The organism is Bradyrhizobium sp. Kon58, assembly GCF_055807455.1.
Window position 1 is genome coordinate 1 of the sequence record NZ_JBVVOT010000042.1, and the last position, 22,847, is coordinate 22,847.

Genomic DNA, 22,847 nt, shown 5'->3' on the forward strand with positions numbered 1-22,847 from the left:
AAACCGTTCGTAAGGCGGGAGTCAGCCCAGGCATAACCGCCTTTGACGTACAGCAGCGCCGGACCCCAGGTGTAGCCGAGGCGACCGGTGACCGAACCGAGCCCACGGTTGACGAAGGCATTGTCATTGGTGTCGAGGAAGCTGTAGTTCGCTTCAATGCCCAGCACCCAGTTCGGCGAGAACTGATGGTCGTAACCGACCTGCACGCCGCCCATGAACACACCGTCGTTGCTGCTGGTGCCGGTGAAGCCGGGGGCCAGAATGTTGTTGCTGCCACCGAATGCGCCGCCGACGTGACCGCCGATGTAAAAGCCGGTCCAGTTGTAAATCGGCGAGGCCTCGATCGGTGGGGCTTTGGTGTAAGGACGCGCGGCCATATCAGCCGCAGATGCTGTACCCGCCAGGGCGGCGAAAGCGACAGTAGCGAGAAGGAACTTTTTCATTTCGAGTCTCTCAGGTTTAAATAACGTGTGCCAAACGCTAACCCAACTCACTGAATTTGCTGTAGCGCGCCAGACACACGTGGCCGATCTGCTTGAGGAGCGCTCTGGTCATTTGTTAATTGAGGAACCATGTTGCCCCGGAACCGGGCGTCTGAGCTACGAGTTCCGCGGTTCCGCCATCGCGAAGGACTTATCATTGTGCATTCCAAAGCCCCGGCATGATCCAGAACTTGTTGTGCCAGTTCATACTGGAAGCTCATCGCCCCGGGATGTCGCATCTTATCCGCTAGCTGACTTGCCGCACGCAGCCGGTGGGGACCGCTGATGACCCATTGCGGACTTCCGAATGCCGGCCGATGATGTCGCATGACAAGCCGTCCACCTGTGCTGATAGTCTTTGGCGGCCTTCCCGGCACGGGCAAGACAACAGTTTCTCGGGAGCTGACCAGACGTCTCGCGGCCACGTACCTTCGTATCGATGCCGTTGAGCAGACGCTACGAACCGCAGGTCATACTGTCGGCGCAATGGGCTATGTGGTAGCCACCGCACTTGCGGCTGAAAATCTCGAGCTTGGTCGCATCGTTGTTATAGACTGCGTTAATCCAGTCCTGGCAAGCCGTGTCGGATGGCGACAGATCGCCGCTCAGAAGGTGGCATGCGTCGTTGAGATCGAAGTGGTTTGCAGCGACCCGATCTTGCATCGACAACGAGTGGAAACGCGCACCTCAGACATCAGCGGCCTCAAGCTGCCAACGTGGGCTGAGGTAGTGAACCGAGACTATGAACCGTGGGATCGAGAACACCTGGTGCTCGATACGGCCGTTAGCTCGCTCGATCACCTGCTCGAACAGGCGGAGACGTATGTTCGCGCCCAGACTGGTTAGTCCCCTCTTGGCCCATAGCTGACCTGGCGCGAGCAGCCGGTGCAGGACCGCTTGTGACCCTTAGCTGACCTGGACACCTCACCGTCAGCTCCGTTTGGGAATGAGTCTCAGAAGGACCCAGCCAATGAAGCAAGTTCCCGCAAGTGAGCCGGTTAGCACGACACTGAATACACCCGGTTCAGCCTGATAACTCACCCAATGTAGGGGGGGAACTTATCTCCGTAAAACACTCGCTGCGAAAAAACGGCGGACAAGACCTCAGCAAGAAAAAGCAGCCATCCCGCCGCGAGCAGACTCCATGCCGCAACCGACTTGGCATTTCGCATCCTCGCATTGGCCCCGCGAGAGATTCTGACTTTCTGACCTGTCATGGGCCATCTCAGCTGGCAGCGCCTTGTAGCGCCGTGAAATGAATAAAGATGGCCTGTGTAAACGACCTTGGCGGACGAACGACAGTTTTTTGTATCACTGTAAGGTTGAGGAAATTATTTGACGCTAGTGGATCGCGGCAACCTTAGAGGTGGCGGCGATTGCGCCAGGAAACTTGTCGAATGTATTTGCTCACCTCATGTCTGATAGTGTTGGCCTTGACTGCCTTGGTGGCGTCTCGCCGGGCCAGGCGTCTGCCACGGACCCGTCAAGGACGGTTCGCAGCGATCTGGCCTGCTCTTTGCTCGGGAATTTGTGCGCTGGTACTACTCGCAATTTGGCGTTCTCAAGGTATTCAGGACGTCGAGCCCTCTTTATTGACCTGGCTCCTCATGCTGGTTGTCGCCTTCAATGCCGGCTGGTTTATCGGCGTCATGGGTGAGTGGTCGTGGCAGTGACGATAAAGGTCGATCCATATGGACACCCTCTACGTGATCCTGCTGATCACGACCTTCGTTCTCGGGTTCGTCGCGACTGTCCTATGGGGGCCGGACTTCGAATGGATTGGGCACGACGTTGAGGCCGCTTACATCTTCAAGATGGTCGCCATTGGGCTGGTCGTGTTCTTCTTGATCGCGATCACTTTCGGCCTCATCTAAGACCTGACAAGACCCGCACCGGGCGAAGCGAGCGCATGCAAACTTCTGCTTTTGGCCCATCGCTTCCGTTGACGCGGTGCATTGGCAGGTCTGGCATCGAAAGTAGAGCAGACGTCGTCGCCTGCGGTGCAGACCGCCGCCTTTGACCCAAAGCGCACAAAGCTAGCGCCCAGCTTCGTTGCGAGCGGCACGCTCCATGAGCCAGTGTATGTCTGTCTCACCGACAATTGCGAAACCATGTCGCTTGTACAGAGAGCCGACCGGATTCCACTTGAGATATTCCAGCTTGACGGGCAGAGGCGATGCATCGACAAGCTCTAGGCAGTGCCTGAGAATGCGCGTGCCGAGTCCTTGCTGTTGATGCTGCGGAAGGATGTAGAACTCGCCAAACCGGACGAAGCTGTCCTGCTTCACCAACGACAACGTGCCGATCCTCGCTTCGCTATGCTCAATCGCGAAGAAGGGCTTCTCTCGGAAGTGGCCGAGGTGAACGTTGAGCTGATACTCTTCATCCCACGTCCACTTTTGGGCTATGTGAGGGCCCATCGCCGCCTTCTTGACCCCGAACGAAAAAGCAAGGTCGTCCGCCGTATTCGCTAGGCGTTGGAAGCGGAGGTCGGCCGATAAGGTTGGGATATCCATGTTCGCAGACTAGCTATACCGATTGCGAATCTCCAGAGCCGTAGCTCGCCTAAGACATCCGCTTGTGGCCCGAAGGCGAAGGTCAATTGAGCGCGTGTCGTGTCGGCTGTCAGGGGCAAACCGGACGTCGATCCAACTTGACGTCCACCGCTGCTTTTGACCCGTTTGAGACATCGCAGCCAGCCTTGGTGATGTCCCTTCTGGTCTCTGGTTCTGGCGGGGTTCTCGGCGAACACCTTCAAAATCACCACCGGACTGTTCATGCATTTTTATCGGGTGCAATTCGAAGCCCATCCGGATACAACGTGGGCGTGCACGAAGGGAGATATTTGATGCCTCAACTGCCAAGCCCAGATTTCCTTCATCGATTGGCAGATATCGCCGATCGCGAAACCTTGCCACGCTTTCGAACCGACCTTGCCGTCGATTCCAAAACTGGGGAAGGTTACTTCGACCCGGTGACCGAGGCTGACCGGGAAGCTGAGATTGCAATTCGAGCAGCGATCGAAGCCGAATATCCCGACCATGCCATTCTGGGCGAAGAATTCGGTCTGACCGGAAGCGGTTCTTGTCGCTGGGTGTTGGACCCGGTGGATGGGACTCGTCCCTTTATCTTGGGCATTCCTGTCTGGGGCACGCTGATCGGTCTCACCGTCGATGGCCGAGCGGAACAGGGAATGATGAGCCAGCCCTTCACCAGGGAGCGCTTCTGGGCCACCGCGGATGGGGCCTGGTGCGAACATGCAGGCACGCGTCAACGACTGTCCACGCGAGACGTCGGGCCACTGTCGCGGGCCATCCTGCATACGAATTCGCCGGAGCGCTATTATCATGGTGAGCTCAAGCAGGGCTTCGATAGCCTTGCGGCTTCGGTCCGGATGACCCGCTACGGCGGCGAATGCTATGCCACGGCAATGCTAGCTGCTGGCCGTATTGACCTCGCCTTTGAACCTTCGCTCCAGCCCTACGATATTGTCGCATTGATCCCGATCATTGAAAAGGCGGGCGGAGTGGTGACGCGGATTGATGGCGGGCGCGCCGAGGAAGGTGGCCCAATCTTAGCTTCGGCAACTGCCAGTCTTCATGCACAGGCCCTTCACCTCCTCAACAACGGAGGTTAGCGCGCGGGCTTAAAGGCTGACGAAGATTCCACGTCGCTTGGATAGCCCTATGGTCCTGGGATTTATCGAATGAATGAAGCCATTGTCCGGTGTGCCACGCAAGAGGATCTGCGCGAGGTGTTGAGCCTCTACCAACACCTTCATACGCATGAGCCTCAACTGGAAGCGGCCAAAGCTGAGCGCGTTTGGATGACCTTACTTGCGTCCAACTTCGTGACCGTGATCGTGGCGCAAACAGCCGAACGACTTGTATCTTCATGCACTCTCGCGATCGTGCCTAACCTTTCTCGCGGCGGTAGATCATATGGGGTGATCGAGAATGTGGTCACTCACGCGGATTACCGTAAGTTGGGGCTTGGCCGACGGGTTCTTGCCGGTGCACTCGATATTGCCGCGCGGGCCGATTGCTACAAGGTCCATTTGGCGACGGGTTCGAAGCGAGAGACGACGCTGCGCTTCTACGAGGGCGCGGGCTTTCAGCGTGGAGCAAAAACCTACTTCGAGGTGCGCCGCCCATAGTATGCAAGGGCATGTGCCAGCTTCCGCTTGTGGCCCATCTCGGACCTCTCGACCGGTGCCGGTGATGTCCGCTCCCGGTGCTCAAGCGGAAATAGGCAGCCGGGAGCCGGAAGGCCGCTTCTGACCCGTTGCGGAAGTTCACGCCTAGCTAGTTTTCTTCCGCAGGGTGTCTAGGTATCGCAGCAGCCGCTGCACGCCGAGACCGGCAAGAACGGGGAGCGCCACGAAATCTGGTAGCAGACAAAGTGCGCAGAGCCACGGGTTCACTTGCTTGCGCGGTCGGACCGTCAGGCCATTGACGATGAGCGGTACTGAAGCAATTCGATCGTCGGTGAGCGACTTCAGTACGTCCCGCAGCGGTGGTTCAGGGCTGGGCATGACTTCAACTTACCACGAGCCATTCTAACAGCGGTTCACGACTTCACGACCAATGCTGGGATGGCTTCAGAGACGATTAACCAAAAGGCTGACGGCGACTGCCGTTGGCCGTGGCTGACCTTCGCCCAGCGCGCCGCGATGTCCGCTTCCTAGAGGTCAGCTGACCAAGTCGTGCTGGCTACCGAGGGCAGCCTTTGACCCGTTGCGGACCTCGCGGAGAGTTGGCATTGTCGTGCGATGTTCAACGACCTGCCTGCCGACATACGTACATGGTCGCTCTCGTTGGCGATCTATTGCATGACGTGTATCGGCGCGACCGCCTGCGCCATCGTGGTAGCACGAAGCATCATGTTTGAGCAGGTCCCGGCCGACATCGATGCATCCGAGATCATCGAAGCAACCATCCATGATCGCAGGCAGGTCAGCGACGCGCGAGGTTTGCAAGGGGAGCTCTTGAGCGCACGCGTTGACCGCGTCATCAAGGGATCAATCGAAACAGGCACTGTGAAGATACTTTTGCACGAAGGCTGCCCACGCGCGGCCGGAGGCCACGGCATTATTCTCGGCTATATTCAGGACGATCCGTTGCTCGGTCTCGTGCTGATACCGAAGGACCACTTAGTCCGCTGATGGCCCTAAGCAGACCATTGACCGCCGCTCCGGCGACGTCAGCAAATGACCCATAGTTGACGTCGGCCGGTGTCATACATCTAGCCTTGCGCGTTTTGTCTTCGAAGAACGCTAGTTGATCTCACGCATTCGAGCTTTGAAAACTCAATCTCGGTCACTTTCCCGACCGCGTTGCCGAAAGTGAGCCCGGGCGTATTCGAACGCCAAATAGGCAATGAACACCACTATGACCCAGAACCACAGATCGTGCGTTCTGGCCTTAAGGCTGGCGGCCGCAGCGTATAATAATAGCCAAAATGCGCCCAACGCATCTATGTCCAACAGGATAAAGGGCATGTCGCCGACCTTTTTCGCACCCTCGATTCTAGAAGCTGCCCCCAAGCCGCGGGCTACGATTGCAAGTGACCAGAAGCTGACCTTGGTGTTGCAACTGACTCGTCAAGGACGCGTTTTGCGTTCGTTAGCTTGGTCTTTTAGCCTTTGGTGAAAGGCGCGAACTTCGCCGGTGTAGTCATAATAGGCTCCTACTTGCGTCATCTTCAATGCACCATCGGCGGCTTGGTCGGCGTTGTAAGATGGGGGGATAGGATTCAGTATCTGGTGGACGGTTTCTATGAGCTTGGGTCTGACGCTGAGGCGCAAATCTGCGCACGCTTCCTGAACGATAAGCTGAGCGTGCTCCTTGGACGTTGCCTTAGCGACTTCGGCCTTGAGGCATTCCCTGTAAGGCTTGAGCAACTCAGTCATCGCTTTGCCGACCTCAACAGCCTCTTGTTGAGCTAGTGCCGTCCCGCTCAGGCCAGCAAGGAACACGATAGACAAGAGCTTCATATCAGCCTTCTCGTGAAAAAACCCAATCCCTGCCGGACGACGTTTATCGCTCCGGTTCGGCACGGCTAAGTTGTGCAGTACTAAGCCCTAACCTGGGGTAAACCGACTCCACACAAAGTCGCGTGTTGGCCGTCGCTGACCTTCGCTCGGAGAGCCGCAACGTCTGCTTCCGGGTGATGAGCCGAACAAGGTGAAGCAGCGTGCCAAGGGCAGCCTGTGACCCACTTCGGACATCTCCATCTCTAATTCCGTCAGCGACGGCGTTCACTGACCTAGCTTTTTGATGCAAATCGGTTGGCCATTAGGGACAGGGGTGCAATCCCAATCCGGACCGAAGCCGTTGTTCGGCTTAGAAGTTGGAAACCAATAGAAGCTGACAGCGATAAGGCACAGCAGAGCGACGATGAATAGAATACCCATCACATCACCGCGCCTTGGATACGGCAAAGGCCATCTCATGACAGTGTCTCAACCTCCGTCGCGCTTTTCGCATGCAATCTGCGGCGCTACGATAACAACCTTTAGGCGAGGCGCTCTTTCATGTCACTTAAACGCTTAATTCAAATCGTGCTGATTACCGGCGACAGTCGCCTGTTGGCCCGTCGCTTCCGTTGACGTGGTGCCGGTGGCCGCACCCGAGCCAGGTTTCAGTCTTCTTCAATCCAAATCCCCGCTTCGCTCAGAGCGTTGAGAACGCGTTCGATATCTTTGGGCTCAAGTGCTCTGCTGTTACACAGTTCATTCATTTCGCCGAAGGTAATCTTACCGTTTCGTTCACCGATTTCGATGGCTCGTCGAATAATTTCCAGCACGCTCATGTTCTCTCCGTTTCAGCAGCCCCTACTATACGGGGAGAGAGTCCGCTCCTGGCCCGAATGCGAAGTCTAGGCGGCGTACCCCGGTGGTCGGCTCTTGAAGGTAGACCGGAAGCAACCGGCGGCCCTTCCGAATGGCGCTTGTGACCCAGGAGAGACCTTGCCGGTAGTCGCTATAATTTGAATTCTATTCTTCATGCGGGCGAAAGCGTACTTTCGGCGCGAGCCTTCCGATCTCACGCTTCGACCGGAAGCGAACTGCGCGCCGGCAGGTCTGTGCAGAATCCCGTCGCAGAGCTCACGCGGCTGACGACGATGCGAAACGAAACGTTCTATGGATGGCGCGTTGTCGCCGCGGCCTTTGGTCTCGCCGTTTTCGGCCTGGGGTTCGGCTTCTATGGGCCGCCGATCTTCCTGAGCGCCGTTCGCGAAACTCGGGGATGGCCGCTGGCCCTGGTCTCGACGGCCGTCACCGTGCACTTCATGGCGGGCTCGATCGTGACAGCCAATCTGCCGACACTCTATCGGCGCTTCGGCATTCCGGCTGTGACAAAGGCCGGCGCGCTGTCGCTGGCCGTCGGCGTCTTTGGATGGGCGATCGCGGCGACGCCGTGGCAATTGTTCGGTGCGACGCTGTTGAGTGGTGCAGGCTGGGTGACGATGGGCGTGGCCGCGGTCAACGCCATCGTGTCGCCCTGGTTCGTCCGCCGTCGTCCCGCGGCACTCGCGGTCGCCTATAACGGCGCAAATGTCGGCGGAATCATCTTTTCCCCGCTCTGGGCAGCGGCCATTGCCATGCTTGGGTTTGCCGTTGCAGCAGCAGCCATCGGCCTGATCTTGGTCGTGGTGGTGTGGCTACTTGCGAGCACCGTGCTGTCGCGCACGCCGGAGCAGGCTGGATCGATGCCGGACGGCGCCCCGGCCGCGGAGACTGTCTCGGCGCAGACCGCACGGCCGCTCACCGGATCGCTACTCTGGCGGGACCGCAAATTCCTGACGCTCGCGGCCGGCATGGGTCTCGGGCTGTTCGCACAGATCGGCCTGACCGCGCATCTCTTCTCGCTGCTGCTGCCTGCGCTCGGTGCGCAATGGACCGGGCCGGTGGTGGGACTGATCGACGTCATGGCGATCGCCGGCCGGACGCTGCTGGGCTGGCTCATGCCAGAAAGCATCGACCGGCGGCTGGTTGCCTGCGCCAGCTACGCCGTTCAAGTCGCCGGCACGATCACCTTCATCGCCGCAGCCGGAATGAACATTCCGCTGTTGATCCTCGGTGTTGTCTTGTTCGGCCTCGGGTTCGGCAACGGGACGTTCCTTCCGCCGCTGATTGCGCAGGTCGAATTCGCTCCGGATGACGCGCCGCGTGTGGTCGCGCTGATCGTCGCGATGTCGCAAGGCGCCTATTCGTTTGCGCCGGCGGTCTTTGGTTTGATCCGCGAATGGCTTCCGGCCGGCACGGGCGCCACGCCCGGCTTTTATGTTGCCGCGGCGCTGGTGCAGGGATTGGCGATCTGCGCATTTTGGGCGGGGCGCCAGTCGCGCCGCTGAGCTGATGCGCCTTGATCCACCGCGCAATGGCCAATGCGTTCGATGATGGCATCCTGCTCCTGTTTTGCCCGACGGAGCAACGACTTTTTGTCCGGACGGATCAACGTCTCAGCAGCGCGCCTAAGCCATTGATCCCGCTCATGCCGGCTACTGTGCATGGGGTTGTTTTTCGACTTTTTTGTTTTGGAGGTCCGGAAAACGTCAATCGAAGCTGGACATCGTCCGGCCCGCTACTTCATCACCCGCAGATTCTTGGTCGTGAACCGCTGCGTCTTTTCGCCGGGACGAACCGGCCGCCGCGTGCCGGCGGCCTTGCCGGTGCCGGGTGGCTGGTGCGCGGGGACCAGCTGGTCGGGGCGCGAGCCGATCAGATCGGCGCGACCCATCTCTTTCAGGGCCTCGCGCAGCACCGGCCAATTGTCGGGGTCGTGGTAGCGCAGGAACGCCTTGTGCAGCCGGCGCTGCCGCAGGCCCTTGATCGCCTCGACCTTGTCGCTGCCGCCGCGCCGCACGCCGCGCAGCGGGTTGACGCCGGTGTGGTACATCGCGGTCGCGGTCGCCATCGGCGAGGGCAGGAAGGTCTGCACTTGATCCGCGCGGTAGCGGTTCTTCTTCAGCCACAGCGCGAGGTTCATCATGTCCTCGTCGGTCGTGCCCGGATGCGCCGCGATGAAATACGGGATCAGATAATATTTCTTGCCGGCCTGTTCGGCCGCGGCATCGAACATCCGCTTGAACTGGTTGTAGGCGCCGATGCCGGGCTTCATCATCTTGTCGAGCGGCCCGCGCTCGGTATGCTCCGGCGCGATCTTCAGATAGCCGCCGACGTGATGGGTGACGAGCTCCTTGATGTATTCGGGGCTCTCGACCGCGAGGTCGTAGCGCACGCCGGAGGCGACCATCACCTTCTTGATGCCCTTGGTCTCGCGCACCTTGCGATAGAGCCGGATCAGATCGTCATGCGAGGTGTTGAGGTTCGGGCAGATCTCCGGGAAGACGCAGGACGGCCGCCGGCACGCCGCCTCGACCTTCGGGTCCTTGCACGCCATTCGGTACATGTTGGCGGTGGGACCGCCGATGTCCGAGATCACGCCGGTGAAGCCGGGCGTCTTGTCCCGGATCTTCTCGATCTCGCGCAGGATCGAGCCCTCGGAGCGGTTCTGGATGATGCGGCCCTCGTGCTCGGTGATCGAGCAGAAGGTGCAGCCGCCAAAGCAGCCGCGCATGATGGTCACCGAGAATTTGATCATGTCCCACGCCGGGATCTTCGCATCGCCGTAGGACGGATGCGGGGCGCGCGCGTAGGGAAGATCGTAGACCGCGTCCATCTCCTCACTGGTCAGCGGGATCGGCGGCGGGTTGAGCCAGAGATCGCGATCGCCGTGCCGCTGCACCAGCGGCCGCGCATTGCCGGGATTGCTCTCCCGGTGCAGCACGCGTGACGCGCGGGCATAGGCTTCCTTGTCCTGCTCGACCTGCTCCAAAGCGGGCAGCCGGATCACGGTCAAGCCTTTGGTGCGCGAAGCGCCTTCGTCGGCGGAGTCGAGATCGTCGGCGTGCAGCTCGACATAGTCCTCAGGCACGCGGCGGAACAGCGCGACGCCCCTGATGTCGTCGAGCTCGCGCGGCGCCTCGCCGGCGGCAAGACGGTTCGCCACTTCGACGACGGCGCGCTCGGCATTGCCGTAAAGCAAGAGGTCCGCCTTGGCGTCGGCCAGCACCGAGCGGCGCACCTTGTCGGACCAGTAATCGTAATGCGCGATCCGGCGCAGCGAGGCCTCGATGCCGCCGAGCACGACCGGGACGCCCTTGAACGCTTCGCGGCAACGCTGGGCGTAGACGACGGTGCAGCGGTCCGGCCGCTTGCCGCCTTCACCGCCCGCGGTATAGGCATCGTCGCTGCGTATGCGGCGGTCCGCGGTGTAGCGGTTCACCATCGAATCCATGTTGCCGCCGGTGACGCCGAAGAACACCTTGGGCTTGCCCAACGCCTTGAACGGCTCGGCCGAATGCCAGTCCGGCTGCGAGATGATGCCGACGCGAAAACCCTGCGCCTCCAGCAGGCGGCCGATGATGGCCATGCCGAAGCTGGGATGGTCGACATAGGCATCGCCCGTCACCAGGACGATGTCGCAGGCGTCCCAGCCGAGCGCATCCATCTCGGCGCGGCTCATCGGGAGGAATGGCGCCGGCTTGTGCGGGCGTGCCTGCGCCATCAGGGGCTTTTCGGCGGCGATGATCTGGATGTCCATGGCGCATACGCATAGGACCCCGGGGCGGCGAATACAACCGACGGGCACGTGAAAGATCCGGTTCCGCGGCCGGCAGCCCGGGCGAGCGACCGCGTTAACCGTTCGCGGGCGCCGCCATCAGCTGTGTGCACCTTCTCGGGTCACGCGCAGGAACCAACTGCCCTCGCGAACATTCTGATGCAGGGTTTGCGCCGGGCCCGGCTGGCGCGCGCTCGCTTCCGGGGTCTAATATTGCCTCGATGTTCGCCTTGGGCGGATGGGGGAGCCGTGAGTACAGTCATAGAGAACTTGCTGCTTCGAAAGCAGAAGCTGGTTGAGCAGCTCGAGAAGGCGCCCACGGTCGAGGACCGCGACAAAATCGAACACCAGCTCGAACAGATCAACACCGCGCTGGATTTTCTGGACAGGCCCGGCACGAAAGGCGCGCGGTAGCAGCGCTCAATCCACCTGCAGCGCTTTTGCGTAGACCACGCCCGAATTGGTGACGTGCGTGGTCATCAGCGTCGCGAAGGCGGCGAACTCGCCGCGGGCGAACAGATCGAGCAGCTTGCGATGCTCGTCGAAGGACGTGCGCGTGCGCACGTCGATCGGCGAAGTCAAATTGGTGCGCAGTGCTGCGACGCGGCTGGATGCGAGCTGATAGGATTCGGCGAGATAGCGGTTGCCGCAATGGGCGAACAGCGCCTCGTGGAAAGCAGCATCGGCGCGCCCGTAGGCGATATTGTCTCTGGCCGCAATCGCCGGCTCCATTGCCGCGATCGCCTCGCTCATCGTCGCGGTCGCACCGGCGCGATCATGGTGGAAGGCGAGCTCGGCGGCCTTAGGCTCCAGCGCGATTCGGAATGTGCAGAGCGCGGTGATGTCTTCGGCACTTGGCGTAAAGACAAAACTGCCGACCTGCGGGCGGATCACCACGAGGCCCTGCGCCTGCAACTGGCCCATCGCCTCGCGCACCGGGGTGCGGCTGACGCCGAAGGAATTTGCCACCATCTCCTCCGAGATGGCTGCACCCAGCGCGAATTCGCCGTCGATGATGGCCTGGCGCAGCCGCTGCATCACCCGCTGCGACAGCGATTTCGGTGCATCGAGCTTCAGCGATCGCATCGGCTCTCTCAGATCACCTTGCCGGGGTTGAGCAGATGATCGGGATCGAGCGCGGCCTTCAGCGTCCGCATCAGCGCGATCTCGGCCTCGCTGCGGGCATGACCCAGCCACTTCTTCTTCAGCGTGCCGATGCCGTGCTCGGCCGAGACGCTGCCGCCCATCTCGCGCACGAGGCCGTAGATGATCGCGTCCATCTCTTCCTTCGGCTGCCGCTCGACGGCAAGGCCGGTCACCCAGGAGACGAGATGCAGATTGCCGTCGCCGATATGGCCGTAATAGACGCTCTCGCAGCCATCGATGCCGTTAGCCAGCGCCGCCTTGCAGCGCGTGACGAACTCGTCCATCCGCGCCACGGCGAGGCCGATGTCGTAGGAGATGTGCGGCCCCAGCACCTGACCGAACTCGGCGCAGATGTCGCGCACGCGCCAGAAGCTTTGCGTCTGCGCCAGCGATTGCGCCACGGCAGCGTCGGCGAGCAGCCCGCGCTCCATCAGCTCTTCGAGCCAGCTTTGGAAGCGCGGCGCGTCGAGGCTCTCGTCGGTGCCTTGCGCTTCCACCAGCACGTAGAGGCCGTGGCCCGCGGCGACCGGCGGCTTGACGCCGGCGCGAGTCGTGATGACGTCCCAGTAATCCGGCCACATCACCTCGAATGCCGACAGCAGCGGGCCGAGCCCGCTTCGCGCGGCGCCGAGCAGCGCAATCACCGCGGCATAGTCCTCGAGCGCGCAGAGCGCGGCCATGGTCGAGCGCGGCTTTGGAAACAGCCGCAGCACCACGCGGGTGATGATGCCGAGCGTGCCTTCCGAGCCGATGAACAGATGCTTCAGATCATAGCCGGCATTGTTCTTCATCAGCTTGTTGAGGCTGGTGATGATGGTGCCGTCGGGCAGCACGACTTCGAGCCCGAGCACCAGCTCGCGCGTCATGCCGTAGCGGATCACGCGGTTGCCGCCGGCATTGGTCGAGAGGTTGCCGCCGATCGCGCAGGAGCCGCGCGAGCCGAGATCGAGCGGAAAGAAGAGGCCGGCTTCGTCGGCGGCCTGCTGGATCGTCTGAAGCGGCGTGCCTGCTTTCACCGTCATCGTCATCGAGGCATGATCGATCTCCTCAATGCCGCTCATGCGCTCCAGCGAGATCGCGACCCAGCCTGCTTCAGGCGATGCGCCGCGGCACAGCCCGGTCAATCCGCCCTGCGGCACGAACGGCAGATGTGCCTGCCGGCAAGTCGTGATCGCATCTGCCACGCCTTGCGCGTCGACCGGGCGGATCACCGCCAGCGGCGTTTGCGGCAGGCTCGCGCTCCAGTCGTTGCAATTGCGCGCGGGCACGTCGGTGCCGACAAGCACGGCAGCCGCGCCGAGCCTGTCGCGCAGGGCGCCGAGCAGTTGGTCGGGCCGCTCGATGGGGGTCACCATGTTCATGCGAGACCTCCTCTGAATCTGGCTGCGTGTTATGTCCGCCATGACGGCGGAAAGGGTTTGCGCGTTTGTTGTATGTAAGGTACAAGGCGGAAAGTAAAGCAAAAACAAGGCTAGTGTGATGACCGAGGCAATTCGCGGGTTCTGGGTGGCGTCGGCGACGCCGCTGGCGACGGACAGCAGCGTGGACTCCGCAAAGCTCGCCGCCCACGCCAAGCAACTCTTCGATAAGGGCGTCGACGGTGTCGTGCTGTTCGGCACCACCGGCGAGGGCACCTCGTTTAATGTCGCCGAACGGGTCGCGACCATCGAAGCCGTGCTCAAGGCCGGCGTCGCGCCGGACCGCATTGGAATCGGCGGCGGCTTCCCCGCAATCAGCGACAGCATCGCGCTGACGCGCGCCGTGCTCGGTCTCGGCCTGCGTCACGTGCTCTATCTGCCGCCTTACTTCGACCGCAGCGTCACCCCTGAGGGTATCGAGGATGCCTTTGCGGCGATCCTTGACGGCGTCGCCGACGATCGCCTGCGCGCCTACCTCTATCATATCCCGCAGATCTCGGGTGTTGCGATCCCGACCGCCGTCGCCGCGAATTTGCGCAAGCGCTACGGCAAGGTCGTTGCAGGCCTGAAAGACTCCAGCGGCGACTTCAAGCAGTTCCAGGCGTTCCGCGCCGCGGCCCCCGAGCTCGCCATCACCGTCGGCAACGAGGTTGACATCAGCCGCGCGATCGCCGCCGGCGGTGCCGGCACCATCTGCGGCATGGCCAACATCGCGCCGGAGCTGGTCAAGGCGATGATCGACGGCAAGGATGTCGAAGCACGCATGCAGGCTGCCGTGGACATCGTGGTGAAATCACCATCCTTCCTCACGACGCTGAAAGCCATCCTCGCGGCACAGACGGGCGATGCGAGCTGGCTGCGCGTGCGGCCGCCGCTCCGGGCCTTGTCCGACGGCACCGCGCTTAAGCGGAAGCTCGACGAGCTGACGGCTCCCGCCATCGCGTGAGATCGCGGAGAATCGCGACAGGTTGCCGCGAACTCGCGCGCTGCGTGTCGCGCTCGCTGCGCAATCAATCGAGGATTGCCGAATAGCGCGATCGGAATCTAGAACCATTCAACACTAGAGCGATTCAAGTCCGCTTGCGGTTCTCTTCACGAACAGCTGCTGTTAGACGCGCCAGCTTCTGCGTCTGACTTGGAAGTGAATCGAAAGTGCGTGTCTACCTGGACGGCCAGCGCGTCAGCGGTCGTCGAACGCCTGCCGGCGACAGCCGCGCGGCTCTTCTCATCGGAGCGGCCGTGCTGCTCGCTGAATGTCCCTCCAGCACGACGAGCGCGCAGGCGCAATCGGCGCTGCCGCCGGTGACGGTGGAGGCGCCGGCGCCGCGGCCGAAAACGGCGCGCGCATCGGAAACATCTCAACGCCGGACGCAAGCGGCCGCGCGTCAGCGCAGCCGCAATGCCACCACCCCCGCGGCTCCGACGCCATCGGAACGCGCCGCGGCTGATGCCGCCGCGCAACAAGCCGCAAAGCTCGGCTACCGCGCGATGCCGAGCGCGACGACGCTGCGCAGCGGGGCCTCTCCGCTCGACACCTCGCAATCCGTCAATGTCGTGCCTGCGCAGGTTCTGAAGGACCAACTGCCGCGCAATATCGACGACGCGCTGGTCAACATCAGCGGGATCACCCAGACCAACACGCTCGCCGGCACCCAGGATGCCGTGATCCGTCGTGGCTTCGGCGACAACCGCGACGGCTCGATCATGCGTAACGGCATGCCGCTGGTGCAGGGGCGCAGCCTGAACGCCGCGATCGAAAGCGTTGAGGTGCTGAAGGGGCCGGCCTCGTTGCTCTACGGCATCATGGATCCCGGCGGCATCGTCAACACCATCAGCAAGCGTCCGGAGCTCTACCAGCACGGTTCGGTCACGCTGCTCGGCTCGACCTTCGCGAACAATCGCAACGGCGCCGACGGCACGCTCGACATCACCGGCCCGATCGGCGACCAGGGACTTGCCTATCGCTTCGTCGGTTATGGTGTCAGCGAGGACTATTGGCGCAATTTTGGCCGTCACAGGGAAATGCTGGTGAACCCGTCGCTGGCCTGGTACGGCGACACCACGACGGTCCAGCTCACCTACGAGCACCGCGAATTCATCACTCCGTTCGACCGCGGCACCGCGTTCGTCAACGGCGCTCCGCTGGCGATCCCGAAGACGCGCCGGCTCGACGAGCCCTTCAACAACATGTGGGGCACCTCTGACCTGGTGCAGGCCTCGGTCGAGCAGAAGCTCGACGACAATTGGAAGGTCACCGCGGCCTACAGCTACAACACCGAGACCTATAGCGCCAACCAGCTCCGCATCACCAGCGTCGACGCTAAAACCGGCGTCGAGAAACGCAGCAACGATGGCACCCAGAACTCGCTAAGCAACGCCAGTTACGGCACCTCCTATCTCCAGGGTGATGTCTGGGTGGGCGGCTTCCGCAACGAGATCCTGTTCGGCGGCGAAGCGCTGTATCGCACCATCGATCGTCGCGACCTGATCCGCCAGGCGACCGCCAACTTCAATTTCTACAATCCGGTCTACGGACTGATCTCGCCGGGCACGGCTGTTTCGCCAACGGACAGCGAACAGACCGACAAGCTCGGCACCCGCGGCTTCTTCGCTCAGGACACCTTCCATCTGACCAACTGGCTGTCCGTGGTCGGGGGCGTGCGCTGGATGGAATACGAGCAGCTCGCCGGAAAAGGCCGGCCCGTCTTCGTCACGAACACCAATTTGTCAGGCGACAAGGTGCTGCCGCTCGGCGGCGTCGTCGTCAAGCTGAACGAGCAGCTCTCCTACTACGTGAGCTATACGCAGTCGTTGAAGCCGACATCGGTCATCGCAGCGTTCACCTCCGGCTTTGTCGTCGACTCCACCATCGCGCCCGAAGAAGGAACGCAATGGGAGACCGGTCTGAAGTTCGATGTCAACAAGCGGCTGTCGGGCACCCTGGCCGTCTACGACATCCAGAAGAAGAATGTCCTGGTGCTGGATGACATCGGTGGAGGCAAGTCGGCGGCGCGCGCCTCCGGCGCGGCCAAGTCGCGCGGCGTCGAATTGGACGTGACCGGCAAACTGACTGATCAATGGAGCCTGATCGGAAGTTATGGGTATACCGATGCCCGGCTGATCAATGATCCCGCTGTCGGTAACGCCAAGCTCCTGAACGCCGCCATGAACACGGCTTCGCTCTATCTCGTCTACGATTTCGGCGATGCGCTGCCCGGACGTCTGCGGCTCGGTGGCGGCGCGCACTATGTCGGTGACCGACCGGGCGACTCCGCCAACAACTTCTTCCTGCCGGCCTACACCGTCGCAGACGTCTTTGCGACCTACGACACCAAGGTCGACAATTTGCCGGTGACCTATCAGCTCAACGTCAAGAACCTCTTCGACAAGGTCTATTATACGTCCACCACCGGAAACGCTCTGAACGTCGCCATCGGCGACGCGCGCCGGGTGTCCCTGTCGGCAACGGTGAAGTTCTAGCGATGGCGGTACGGCGCGCGGAAGCCGATTTGCAGGTCGTGCGGACCGAAAAGGTTGGCGCCGATGCGTGAGTCCTGGCGCGCGATCAAGGCGATCCTGCTTCAGGTCCATTCCATCGCGGGCCTCGTGCTCGCGCTGCTGCTCGCTGTGATCGCGCTGACCGGTGCGATCATGAGTTTCGAGGACGAGATCGTCGATCAAATGAATGCCGGCATCATTCGGATCACGCCGCGTCCGGCTCCCGCGCTGACGCCGGACGGACTGATCGCGCGCCTGAAGGCGACCCAGGATGTTGGTCACGTTTCCGCCGTCACGCTGTCGAGCGACCCGTCTGCGGCGGTGCGCCTCCGCTTCGCTCGCGACGAGCAGGGCGCGCGAGCGTCCTCGCTCTATGTCGACCCCTATGACGCGCGCGTGCTGGGCTCGCCGAGCGGCGAGGAGTTTTTCGCGACCGTGCGCCGGCTGCACCGCTGGCTGCTCATCCCCGGCGATGCCAAGGGCTGGGGGCGCCAGATCACCGGCGTGGCCGCGGTCGGCTTGATCGTGATGCTCATCTCGGGCCTCGTGCTGCGCTGGCCGCGGCGTGCAGGCAGCGTGAAGATGTGGCTGAAACCAAATCTCGGGCTGAGTGGACGCGGGCTGCATCGCTCGCTGCATGGGGTGATCGGCACCTGGGTTTTGCCGATCTATCTGGTGATGACGCTCACCGGGCTCTGGTACTCGTTCGACTGGTACAAGGACGGAGTCGTCTGGTTGCTGTCGCGGCCGCAAGTCGCCGCCGTTAAGATGCAGCCCAAGATGCCCACAAAGACGTCCCGTGCAGCCGGCGTCAGCGAGACGGCACAGCCGATCGGCTTTGATCGCGCGTGGACCGCCTTCCTGCACGAAGAGGGCGGCCGTTTCTCCAGGGCGTTGCTGACGCTGCCGGCCGGTTCGGGGACGGCGATCCGGATCCGCTCATGGGGGAAAGACTCGACCCTCGACACCACCCGTGACGAATTCCGCGTCGATGCCGCCACAGGCCAATTCGTTTCTGCGGACCGTTACGCCGACAAGACGTTCGGCGAGAAGATCATCGCGACCGTGCTCGACATCCACCGCGGCGCGATTCTGGGTTGGCCCGGCAAGCTCGCGTTCATGGTCGCGGCTGCGCTGATGCCGCTGTTCGCGGTCACGGGCATTTCGCTCTACCTGTCGCGCCGCAGGCTGCGGCGCCCGGCGCAGCCGCAGCTCGGACGGCTCGTGCCCGGCGAGTGATCGCGTCGACTGCCGTTCGGCGAGCGCCGAATAGCAGCGACAACGAATCACATTGGGCGCCGCGGGTAAGAAGCACTTGTCGGAGCTTTCGCAAAATGGTTCGATTGGCGAGGTGCATCCTAGAGTGGTGGTTATCTGATGGCGTTGTCTGAACGCGACGAGATCGAAGAGACGGCGCTGCCTGCCGTACTGGTGAGACGCAGTGACCTGCCCGTGCCGCTCACGCATAGGGCGCGAAGTTTCTTCGGCGGACTTCCCAGGCTGCCCCCAGAATTGGAGTGGCCGACGGCGGAAGTCAGGGCGAACAAAACCTTGGAGACCGTCGCGCTCACCTTCGTCGCTCAGATCGACCTGGCCGAAGTCCCGGGCTCCGGTTGGTCGCCGCTGCCGAAACGAGGCACTCTCTATTTCTTCTGCAGCTCCGTGTTCGTGGGCGAAGGACGTCCGCCTTGCCGCATTCTCTACGGTACTGCTGCGGGTGACGCATATCCCGACCGCGCGCCACCGTCCGATCTAATGCCGCTGGCGGGAACCGGTGGTGACGCCCAGGTCAAATGGCTCGATCCGGCGCTCGATTTTCATTCCAAGATCGAATTCAAGTATCCACTTTCTTTCCAGGTATTCCGGGACTTCTATTTCCACGAGGACGCCGTCGGAGGCGAACTCATGATCGCAGAATTATGCAAGGCATTGGGTCGCGGTGAGCCGCAAGGACCTGATTTTCTGCAATTCAGAATGGCGTCCGAATACGAGAAGGACGATCATTGGCCTTTCAATTGGCTCCTGATCAATCACGTGGTTCGGTCTGTGCTGTCGCACGTCGTTCGCGACCTGACACCCGGATACTCCTACAAGCCGCTCTCCGACGAGGGAGTCGCGGAATTGAAGCGCCTTCGGGCTGGCGCAATCGGATGGCTCGAGCGCTGTCGGGCACTGACGCCGATGGATAACGTGGATGCGGACACAAGAGCGATCTTTCGGGCTTGGTGGATCGACGTCGTGCGCACCTACGAGAGTATCCGACAATACGTCTATACGTATTCGTCCACAATCGCGTCGGACCTCGGCAATGCCATCAATCATACGATCCGATGCATGGCGGAGCAGAACGTCGAAGTGTCCGACGAAGTTCCTCTCAGCTATTTGAAGAATTTCGCGCGTCGAAATCATTGGAAGACCCCGACCCTAAGAGACGGTCAATATCGCCACTTCAACACCGCCCTGCATCAGATGCTGGGATATGGCAGCGGCCCGCAAGATGCGACGGAGCAGCACTTGGAGGATATATTATTGCTCCAGATGCAAGGTGATCTCGCGTTTCTTGACTGGCACGCCAACATCGGATGCACGCTTCATTTCTGGATCGACCGCGATGCTCTCGATCGGCTCGACTTCGCGAAGGTGGTCGCTACATACGAATGTGATTGAGGTGACGCCGACGTGATGAACTCGCGACCGGGTCGAGAGGCGTTCGCGCGCAGGATCTTCCTCCTCGACCATGATGTGTCTGACAAGGGCTGCCGAACTGGATTGTTCGCGGATGGCTAGCCAATGCCGCAACAATGGTTCAAAAGCTCATGGCCACTTCTCAGAGTTCAAGCCATGAAGCTCCCGACCGTCACCCCCACCGACATCCGCCGTGCGCTGCTGCTCCGCGAGGAGATCGCGCTGCTCGATCTCAGGCACGAGGCTGGTTTTGCGACGGGACATCCGCTCTTCGCGGCGAACATGGCCGCGGACCGGATCGCGATCGAAGCCGAGGTCAGGCTGCCGCGCAAGAATGTGCCGATCGTGCTCTATGACGATGGCGAGGGCCTCGCCACTGCCGGCGCCGAGCGGCTGGCCGCGCTCGGCTATACCAACCTCCGCGCGCTCGATGGCGGGCTGAAGGCCTGGCGCGACGCCGGCTATCAAATCTTCGAGGACGTCAACTCCTACTCCAAAGCCTTTGGCGAGCTGGTCGAGTCGCGCCGGCACACGCCGTCGTTCAGTGCCGACGAGGTGGCAAAACTCATCGCGGACAAGGCTAACATCGCCATCCTCGACGTTCGCCGCTTCGACGAATATGCCACCATGAACATCCCGGGCTCAGTCAGCGTGCCCGGCGCGGAGCTGGTGCTGCGCGCAGGGCAGGCGGCACCCGATGCCGACACCACCATCATCGTGAATTGCGCCGGCCGCACCCGCTCGATCATCGGCACCCAATCGCTGATCAATGCCGGCGTGCCGAACAAGGTCCGGGCGCTGCGCAACGGCACCATCGGCTGGACGCTGGCGCGGCATACGCTCGACCATGGTGCTAACAGGCGTGGCGCGATCGGATCGTTTAACGGCGGCCCGGCTAATGCGCGCGACGTCGCCTATCGCGCCGGTGTGCGCCACATCGACGCGAGCGAGATGTCTGCGCTTGTCGCGCAGATCGATCGCACGCTCTATCGCTTCGACGTGCGTGACGCCGAGGAATATGCCGCCGGCCATCTCACCGGCTTTCGCCACTATCCCGGCGGCCAGCTCGTGCAGGAGACGGACATGGCGGCGCCGGTGCGCGGCGCGCGCATGGTGCTGACCGACGACAAGGGCGTCCGCGCCGACATGACGGCGTCCTGGCTCGCGCAGATGGGCTGGGAGGTCTATGTGCAGGAAGGTGGCTATGACGGCGCGCTCGAAATCGGTCCGCCGCACGTCCTGCCCAAGCCCGACCCGGCCCACCGGTACCGCCGCCCCTATGAAGGCACCGGCGTCGACGAGCGCGCGATGCAGGCCTATCTCGACTGGGAGTATGGTCTGGTCGAGCAGCTCCGTCGCGACGGCACGCACGGGTTCTATGTGATTTGATGCCGTCACTGGGCATTGCCTCTGCGACATGCGGCAAGATCCCTCCGTCGTCCTGGACAAGCGAGCGTAGCGAGCGCTGATCCAGGACCCATTACCCCTGGGGGGAGTTTAGCGAAGACTGGCAACCACCAGCTCGCACCACAACTACTCCCTGGGGTAATGGGTCCTGGCTTTCGCCAGGACGACATCGGAGTTGGCAGCTCTGTTCCCCGGCTTCCGCCCCGCCATCTTCTCCCCGCATCCGAACCCTATTGTGCTGCGCATCCCCCGCGGTCTATGAGCTGCGGCAAAGCTGTGACCCACGGAGATTTCATGCCAGCCCCCGGCCAAAGCCCTGAGCGGAGCGCGAAGGCGCTGCTGCTCGAAGGCGTCAACGACAGCGCCGTGGACCTGTTCAGAACGGCGGGTTTCACCAATGTCGAGCGCCTGACCAAGGCATTGGACGGCGAGGATTTGCGGCGGGCGCTCAAGGGCGTGTCATTGCTCGGCATCCGCTCGCGCACCCAGATCACCGATCAGGTGCTGGAGGCGGCCGACCAGCTTCTCGCCGTCGGCTGCTTCAGCGTCGGTACCAACCAGGTCGATCTGCTGGCGGCGCGCAAACGCGGCATTCCGGTGTTCAACGCGCCGTTCTCCAACACGCGCAGCGTCGCGGAGCTCGTGATCGGCGAGATCGTGATGCTGCTGCGGCGCATCTTCCCGCGCTCGGTGTCGGCCCATGAGGGCGGCTGGGACAAGTCGGCGACCGGCAGCCGCGAAGTGCGCGGCCGCACCCTCGGCATCATCGGCTACGGCAATATCGGCTCGCAGCTCTCGACCCTAGCCGAGGCGATCGGCATGCGCGTGATCTATTTCGATCGCACCGACAAGCTCCGCCACGGCAACACCGAGCCGGTCGAGAAGCTGGAAGAGCTGCTGGCGCAGAGCGACGTCGTCAGCCTGCACGTGCCCGAGACGCCGGAGACCGCTGGGATGATCGGCGAGAAGGAGTTGCGGGCGATGAAACCCGGCTCCCTCCTGATCAACAACAGCCGCGGCACCGTCGTCGATCTCGATGCGCTGGCGGGAGCTCTGCGCGACGGCCATCTCGCGGGCGCCGCGATCGACGTGTTTCCGGTCGAGCCGTCCTCGAATTCGGACCGCTTCAAGAGCCCGGTGCAGGGCCTCGGCAACGTCATCCTCACGCCGCATATCGGCGGCTCGACCGAGGAGGCGCAGGAGCGCATCGGCGGCGAGGTGGCGCGCAAGCTGGTCGATTTTTTCATCACCGGCTCGACCACGGGGGCGGTGAATTTTCCGGAGGTGCAGCTGCATCTGCGTCCCTCTGGCGCGCGCTTCAGCCACGTCCATCGCAACGTGCCCGGCATGCTGCGCCGGCTCAACGAAGTGTTCCTCCAGCGCGACATCAATATCGCCGCGCAATATCTGGAGACCTCCGGTGACCTCGGTTACGTCGTGCTCGACGCGGACCTCGGCGGCCAGGATTCAGGCGCGCTGCTGCAGCAGATCCGCAGCCTCGACGGCACCGTCGGCGCGCGGCTGGTGTTTGAGCACTAGCGTCATTGACGGCCGGTCGGAAGGCGCCTTGAATACAGCCTCCT

The 22,847-nt window shown here is 62.1% G+C and carries 20 protein-coding genes; 13 read left to right on the forward strand and 7 right to left on the reverse strand.

Features of this window, described 5'->3' with window-relative positions; all coding sequences use genetic code 11:
- Positions 1 to 443: outer membrane protein (locus AC0L20_RS36330; RefSeq protein ID WP_473295169.1), on the reverse strand; the 443-nt coding region annotated here is incomplete at its 3' end.
- 366 nt (positions 444 to 809) lie between these two features.
- Here AC0L20_RS36330 and AC0L20_RS36335 point away from each other — a divergent pair.
- Both AC0L20_RS36335 and AC0L20_RS36340 read left to right on the forward strand, forming a co-directional pair.
- Positions 810 to 1,328, forward strand: a complete 519-nt coding sequence (locus AC0L20_RS36335) for a P-loop nucleotide/nucleoside kinase family protein (RefSeq protein ID WP_456767333.1) — start codon at positions 810 to 812, stop codon at positions 1,326 to 1,328.
- Positions 1,329 to 2,173: 845 nt separating this feature from the next.
- Positions 2,174 to 2,356 carry a hypothetical protein gene (locus AC0L20_RS36340; protein ID WP_140479936.1) on the forward strand — a complete coding sequence of 61 codons (183 nt, stop codon included), beginning with the start codon at positions 2,174 to 2,176 and terminating at the stop codon, positions 2,354 to 2,356.
- Positions 2,357 to 2,518: 162 nt separating this feature from the next.
- On the opposite strand, the gene AC0L20_RS36345 is transcribed toward AC0L20_RS36340, so the two are convergent.
- Positions 2,519 to 2,998 (reverse strand): GNAT family N-acetyltransferase, encoded by a 480-nt coding sequence (locus AC0L20_RS36345; RefSeq protein ID WP_473295170.1) that lies wholly within the window; start codon positions 2,996 to 2,998, stop codon positions 2,519 to 2,521.
- 332 nt (positions 2,999 to 3,330) lie between these two features.
- Here AC0L20_RS36345 and hisN point away from each other — a divergent pair, with 332 nt between their 5' ends.
- The 3 genes from hisN (at position 3,331) to AC0L20_RS36360 (ending at position 5,646) form a co-directional block, all read left to right on the forward strand.
- The gene (gene hisN, locus AC0L20_RS36350) at positions 3,331 to 4,119 is read left to right on the forward strand and encodes a histidinol-phosphatase (RefSeq protein WP_473295171.1); all 789 of its coding nucleotides are present in this window, start codon (positions 3,331 to 3,333) and stop codon (positions 4,117 to 4,119) included.
- 69 nt (positions 4,120 to 4,188) lie between these two features.
- Complete coding sequence (locus AC0L20_RS36355; RefSeq protein WP_473295172.1) at positions 4,189 to 4,638, forward strand: GNAT family N-acetyltransferase; 450 nt, start codon at positions 4,189 to 4,191, stop codon at positions 4,636 to 4,638.
- 615 nt (positions 4,639 to 5,253) lie between these two features.
- Positions 5,254 to 5,646: a hypothetical protein gene (locus AC0L20_RS36360; protein ID WP_473295173.1), complete on the forward strand. Its 393-nt coding sequence runs from the start codon at positions 5,254 to 5,256 to the stop codon at positions 5,644 to 5,646.
- Positions 5,647 to 6,084: 438 nt separating this feature from the next.
- Here AC0L20_RS36360 and AC0L20_RS36365 read toward each other — a convergent pair whose 3' ends face one another.
- Both AC0L20_RS36365 and AC0L20_RS36370 read right to left on the reverse strand, forming a co-directional pair.
- Positions 6,085 to 6,477 carry a hypothetical protein gene (locus tag AC0L20_RS36365; RefSeq protein ID WP_473295174.1) on the reverse strand — a complete coding sequence of 131 codons (393 nt, stop codon included), beginning with the start codon at positions 6,475 to 6,477 and terminating at the stop codon, positions 6,085 to 6,087.
- A gap of 647 nt (positions 6,478 to 7,124) precedes the next feature.
- Entirely contained in the window at positions 7,125 to 7,295 is a 171-nt protein-coding gene (locus tag AC0L20_RS36370) for an RNA polymerase sigma factor region1.1 domain-containing protein (protein WP_473295175.1), read from the reverse strand.
- 312 nt (positions 7,296 to 7,607) lie between these two features.
- Here AC0L20_RS36370 and AC0L20_RS36375 point away from each other — a divergent pair, with 312 nt between their 5' ends.
- Complete coding sequence (locus AC0L20_RS36375; protein ID WP_473295176.1) at positions 7,608 to 8,840, forward strand: MFS transporter; 1,233 nt, start codon at positions 7,608 to 7,610, stop codon at positions 8,838 to 8,840.
- 230 nt (positions 8,841 to 9,070) lie between these two features.
- On the opposite strand, the gene AC0L20_RS36380 is transcribed toward AC0L20_RS36375, so the two are convergent.
- Positions 9,071 to 11,092 carry a YgiQ family radical SAM protein gene (locus AC0L20_RS36380; RefSeq protein WP_473295177.1) on the reverse strand — a complete coding sequence of 674 codons (2,022 nt, stop codon included), beginning with the start codon at positions 11,090 to 11,092 and terminating at the stop codon, positions 9,071 to 9,073.
- Between the two features lie 267 nt (positions 11,093 to 11,359).
- On the opposite strand from AC0L20_RS36380, the gene AC0L20_RS36385 reads away from it, so the two are divergent.
- The gene (locus tag AC0L20_RS36385; protein ID WP_007597654.1) at positions 11,360 to 11,524 is read left to right on the forward strand and encodes a hypothetical protein; all 165 of its coding nucleotides are present in this window, start codon (positions 11,360 to 11,362) and stop codon (positions 11,522 to 11,524) included.
- 6 nt (positions 11,525 to 11,530) lie between these two features.
- Here AC0L20_RS36385 and AC0L20_RS36390 read toward each other — a convergent pair whose 3' ends face one another.
- Together AC0L20_RS36390 and AC0L20_RS36395 are read right to left on the reverse strand one after the other, a co-directional pair.
- The gene (locus AC0L20_RS36390; protein ID WP_473295178.1) at positions 11,531 to 12,196 is read right to left on the reverse strand and encodes a GntR family transcriptional regulator; all 666 of its coding nucleotides are present in this window, start codon (positions 12,194 to 12,196) and stop codon (positions 11,531 to 11,533) included.
- Between the two features lie 8 nt (positions 12,197 to 12,204).
- Positions 12,205 to 13,617 (reverse strand): FAD-binding oxidoreductase, encoded by a 1,413-nt coding sequence (locus AC0L20_RS36395; protein WP_473295179.1) that lies wholly within the window; start codon positions 13,615 to 13,617, stop codon positions 12,205 to 12,207.
- Between the two features lie 118 nt (positions 13,618 to 13,735).
- Between AC0L20_RS36395 and AC0L20_RS36400 the strand changes: the two genes are divergently transcribed.
- The 6 genes from AC0L20_RS36400 to serA all read left to right on the forward strand — a co-directional run bounded on the left by AC0L20_RS36400 (position 13,736) and on the right by serA (position 22,803).
- Positions 13,736 to 14,620, forward strand: a complete 885-nt coding sequence (locus AC0L20_RS36400; protein WP_473295180.1) for a dihydrodipicolinate synthase family protein — start codon at positions 13,736 to 13,738, stop codon at positions 14,618 to 14,620.
- Between the two features lie 206 nt (positions 14,621 to 14,826).
- A complete protein-coding gene (locus AC0L20_RS36405; RefSeq protein WP_473295181.1) occupies positions 14,827 to 17,154 on the forward strand; it encodes a TonB-dependent siderophore receptor in 2,328 nt (775 codons plus the stop codon).
- Positions 17,155 to 17,217: 63 nt separating this feature from the next.
- Positions 17,218 to 18,411, forward strand: coding sequence for a PepSY-associated TM helix domain-containing protein (locus AC0L20_RS36410; protein ID WP_473295182.1), 1,194 nt, complete (start codon positions 17,218 to 17,220; stop codon positions 18,409 to 18,411).
- A gap of 138 nt (positions 18,412 to 18,549) precedes the next feature.
- A complete protein-coding gene (locus AC0L20_RS36415; protein ID WP_473295183.1) occupies positions 18,550 to 19,839 on the forward strand; it encodes a DUF1963 domain-containing protein in 1,290 nt (429 codons plus the stop codon).
- 174 nt (positions 19,840 to 20,013) lie between these two features.
- Positions 20,014 to 21,246, forward strand: a complete 1,233-nt coding sequence (locus AC0L20_RS36420; protein ID WP_473295184.1) for a rhodanese-like domain-containing protein — start codon at positions 20,014 to 20,016, stop codon at positions 21,244 to 21,246.
- 312 nt (positions 21,247 to 21,558) lie between these two features.
- Positions 21,559 to 22,803, forward strand: a complete 1,245-nt coding sequence (serA, locus tag AC0L20_RS36425) for a phosphoglycerate dehydrogenase (protein WP_473295185.1) — start codon at positions 21,559 to 21,561, stop codon at positions 22,801 to 22,803.
- Positions 22,804 to 22,847 lie beyond the last annotated feature (44 nt).